Origin of the sequence: Cryobacterium sandaracinum (genome assembly GCF_004403415.1) — a bacterium.
GTDB classification, from domain to species: domain Bacteria; phylum Actinomycetota; class Actinomycetes; order Actinomycetales; family Microbacteriaceae; genus Cryobacterium; species Cryobacterium sandaracinum.
Genome location: NZ_SOGO01000036.1, coordinates 1 through 3,616 on the forward strand (window position 1 = coordinate 1; position 3,616 = coordinate 3,616).

Sequence of the window (3,616 nt, forward strand, 5' to 3'; positions counted from 1 at the left end):
CGTTCGTGAAACTCCAACGCTCCATCGTCAAGCACCGGGCCGCGATCCTTGCATCGATCGAGCACGGCCTCTCCAACGGCCGCATCGAATCCGTCAATACCAAGATCCGGCTCATTACCCGCATCGCGTTCGGCTTCAAATCACCCGACGCCCTCATCGCCCTCGCCATGCTCAGCCTCGGCGGCCACAAACCAGTGCTCCCCGGCCGGGTTTAACCCACAGAAGCAGCAGGAGAGCCAAAATCTCCGTCGAATTGGTGAATGCAGGCGTGGGCCTAGCGGAAATTGACGAACTGCAGGGCCACGTCGAGGTCTTTGCCCTTGAGCAGGGCCATGGTGGCCTGCAGGTCGTCGCGGCTCTTCGAGCTGACCCGCAGCTCGTCGCCCTGGATCTGGCTCTTGACGCCCTTGGGGCCCTCGTCGCGGATGATCTTATTGATCTTCTTCGCATTTTCCTGGTCGATCCCTGCCTTCATCGAGGCCTCGATCCGAAACTCCTTGCCCGAGGCGAAGGGATTACCAGCGTCCAGGCTGCGCAGGGAGATGCCGCGCTTGATCAGCTTGGATTCGAAGACCTCGAGGATAGCCTTGACGCGCTCCTCGGAGTTGGCCTTCAGGAGCACCTTTTCGCCGCTCATCTCGATCGAGGCGCCGACATTCTTGAAATCGTAGCGCTGTGCGACCTCTTTGTGCGCCTGGTTGAGGGCGTTGTCGACCTCCATCGGGTCTACCTTGCTGACGATGTCGAACGTTGAGTCTGCCATGCCTGCAATAGTACCCAGTGGGTGCCTATTCGCCCGGCCGGGCAGTGCTGGAGCGCACGAGGAGCTCGAATGGCATGGGGGTGTTCAGGGACGAGAGCTGGTTCTGGCCCGGACGCAGCCGGTCCAGCAGGATCTCGACGGCCTTCTCGCCCTGCCCCTGCGGAAACTGGGCGATCGTGGTGAGGCCGAAGAAGTCCGCGAGTTCGTGGTCATCGATTCCGATCACGGACACGTCCCGTGGCACGACGAGGCCGAGGTCCCGTGCCGCAAGGATGACTCCGATCGCCATCTCGTCTGAGCCGGCGAATACGGCGCTCGGCCGACCGCGCGGGTTGCCAAGAAGTTGAATGGCCGCTTGGTAGCCGCTTTTCATCGTGAAGTCCGCAGGCCTGAACAATTCGGCAGCCGGAGTGATTCCGGCTGCCGTCAGGGCTAACTCATAGCCGACCCGGCGGTTGGTGGGAAGATGGAAGTCCCGGTCGACGTCCTCATTTCCGCCGATGTGTGCGATCCGTGTGTGGCCCAGGGAGAGGAGATGTTCCGTGGCGAGCCTGGCCACGGCAACATCGTCGATCGTGAGCGTGCGAACACCCTCGATCGGGCCGCCGACGCCGACCAGCGGCTTGTCGAGTGCGTGCAGGGTGGCGACTTCGGTCGTGGTCAGTTCGAGCGAAATCGCGATGACAGCATCCACTCTCTGACGCAGCAGGAAATGGTTGAACACGATGCGGCGCTCGCCTCCGCCGCCGGTCAGGCTGAACAGGGTGAGGTCAAAGCCGTTCTTCAAGAGGGATTTCTGCGCACCCTCGACAACGCTGGAGAAGAACCAGCGGTCAAGGAACGGAACGACGACACCGATGTTCTTCATCCGGCCGGAGGCGAGACTCGATGCCGTGGACGAGACGACGTAGCCGAGTTCCCCGGCGGATGCTTCGACCTTTAAACGGGTGGCAGGGGATACATGGCCGTTGCCGCTGAGTGCGCGCGAAACAGTGGCGGTAGAGACGCCCGCGTGGCGGGCGACGTCATCGATGCCTACCATGAGGTTCCTATCGGGAATGAAGTTGAGTCATCTCCGATCATATCCACCGTCCGATAGGTACCGGACGTGCCGATTTCTCACTGGGGACCAAAACCTTGTATTCTGACTGAGCGTCTCCGGTCACGTGTTTTGCATATGGTCGGGTGCGTACTGGCAAGTTACCCAAGTGGCCAAAGGGATCTGACTGTAAATCAGCCGTCTTAGACTTCGGGGGTTCGAATCCCTCACTTGCCACTCTCTCTTCCGCATCATTTAGCGTTGCACCATGACCACACGTGCCTCAGCCGGATTGCTTCGCCTCGCCCAGGACACCGCGCTCGCCGCGGGGCAAATGGCTGCCCGGCGGAGAACTGTCGGGGTGCAGGTCGCCGCGTCGAAGTCCTCCCCGGAGGACGTCGTGACCCTGGCCGACCGGGAAACCGAGTCGCTGATTCGGGTTCTCCTGGCCGACGCCCGGCCCGATGACGGTTTCTTAGGAGAGGAGTCTGCGGCCACCCGCGGCACATCCGGCCTGACCTGGGTCGTGGACCCGATCGACGGCACCGTCAATTACCTCTACGGTTTTCCGGCCTGGGCGGTCAGTATCGCCGTCGTCGAGGGTGACCCCGATCCGGCCACCTGGACCACGCTGGCCGGCGCCGTCTACAACCCGACCGGTGACGAGCTGTTCACCGCGGCAGCAGGTGACGGGGCATGGCTGGGCGTCCGCCGGCTGCAGGTGCCGACGGACGTGCCGCTGTCGCTGGCGTTGCTGGGCACCGGTTTCTCCTATCGCGCGGCCGAAAGAGAGCGGCAGGCGGACGTCGTGCGGGGCCTGATCGGCGAGGTACGGGACATCCGTCGCATCGGGTCGGCCGCACTCGACTTGTGTTCGGTTGCCGCCGGGCGGTTGAACCTCTATTACGAGCGCGGGCTGAGCCCCTGGGACCACGCGGCCGGCGCGCTGGTGGCGCGCGAGGCCGGCGCTCGAGTCGGTGGCTTCGGAGCCGACCGTGAGGGTATGGGCCTGCTCATTGCCGGGGCTCCCGACCTTTATCGGGTCTGCCAACCCCTTCTGGCCAAACTTTTCGATGACTTCATGGCCGACGCGCAAGCGTAGGCGACTGAACCGCTTCGAACGAGACGGATGCCGCGGAAACACCGGTGACCGACGTGCTCGTGGCGGCCCGGGGAGATCGCCGGAAACGGAGGCAGTGCCCCTTTTTCGGGTGTCATTCTGCTTCGAAGAGTAGGGATAACCGGCCTCCGGGCGGTAGCCTGTACTAATTCGTTACTTTGGTTGAGGCCAAGACGACTATCTTCTTCTGTCCAATGCGCCGAAAGAACCGATCCTTTGCTCCCTCACTCCTCTAGCTCGGCTGCCTCGGTGCCGGGTGTGAGTGACCCTGAAACGAAGCCCCTCACGCGTCGCGAACTGCGCGAGCGCGAGCGGATGTCCGTCCCGGTGCTGGACATTCCAGGCTCCGCGGTCACCGACGCACCGACCGCCGCCGATCCCGCTGGTGCCGGGCCGTCGACGCCGGACCCCGACCTTCTGGTCGCCGCGAGCCTCGCTGAACCCGAATTCGAGTCCGTGACGATCGCTGACTCGGACCGCCTGATCGCCGCGCCGGCCGCCGCCGACGCTCCGGTCTCCGACGTGGACCGGCTGCAGACGGCCATCTCCGCCGTCACGACGTCCACGGAGATCCCCTTCCCCACCCGGGCGCAGCGGCGCGCGGAACAGCCCGCCTCCCGCCCCCGCCGCGCATCGGCCCGGGAGCGCCTGGCGCCCGCCGTTCACCCGGCCGCCGCCACCGCGCCGGCACCCC

Annotated in this window: 5 protein-coding genes and 1 tRNA gene; 4 read left to right on the forward strand and 2 right to left on the reverse strand. The window is 64.4% G+C overall.

Going from position 1 to position 3,616, the window contains the following annotated elements:
* The coding region (locus tag E3T25_RS13310) for a transposase (RefSeq protein ID WP_166786016.1) at positions 1 to 215 on the forward strand (215 nt) is incomplete at its 5' end.
* Positions 216 to 274: 59 nt separating this feature from the next.
* Here E3T25_RS13310 and E3T25_RS13315 read toward each other — a convergent pair.
* On the reverse strand, positions 275 to 763 hold the full coding sequence (locus E3T25_RS13315; RefSeq protein WP_104100714.1) for a YajQ family cyclic di-GMP-binding protein: 489 nt from the start codon (positions 761 to 763) through the stop codon (positions 275 to 277).
* A gap of 25 nt (positions 764 to 788) precedes the next feature.
* Entirely contained in the window at positions 789 to 1,805 is a 1,017-nt protein-coding gene (locus tag E3T25_RS13320) for a LacI family DNA-binding transcriptional regulator (RefSeq protein WP_104100715.1), read from the reverse strand.
* Between the two features lie 152 nt (positions 1,806 to 1,957).
* Between E3T25_RS13320 and E3T25_RS13325 the strand changes: the two genes are divergently transcribed.
* The 3 genes from E3T25_RS13325 to E3T25_RS13335 form a co-directional block, all read left to right on the forward strand.
* Positions 1,958 to 2,039: transfer RNA gene (locus tag E3T25_RS13325), tRNA-Tyr, on the forward strand.
* A 31-nt stretch (positions 2,040 to 2,070) separates the two neighbouring features.
* Complete coding sequence (locus tag E3T25_RS13330; protein ID WP_134374768.1) at positions 2,071 to 2,904, forward strand: inositol monophosphatase family protein; 834 nt, start codon at positions 2,071 to 2,073, stop codon at positions 2,902 to 2,904.
* Between the two features lie 276 nt (positions 2,905 to 3,180).
* Positions 3,181 to 3,616, forward strand: a 436-nt coding sequence (locus E3T25_RS13335; RefSeq protein WP_198415668.1) for a hypothetical protein, incomplete at its 3' end; no start/stop codon positions are given.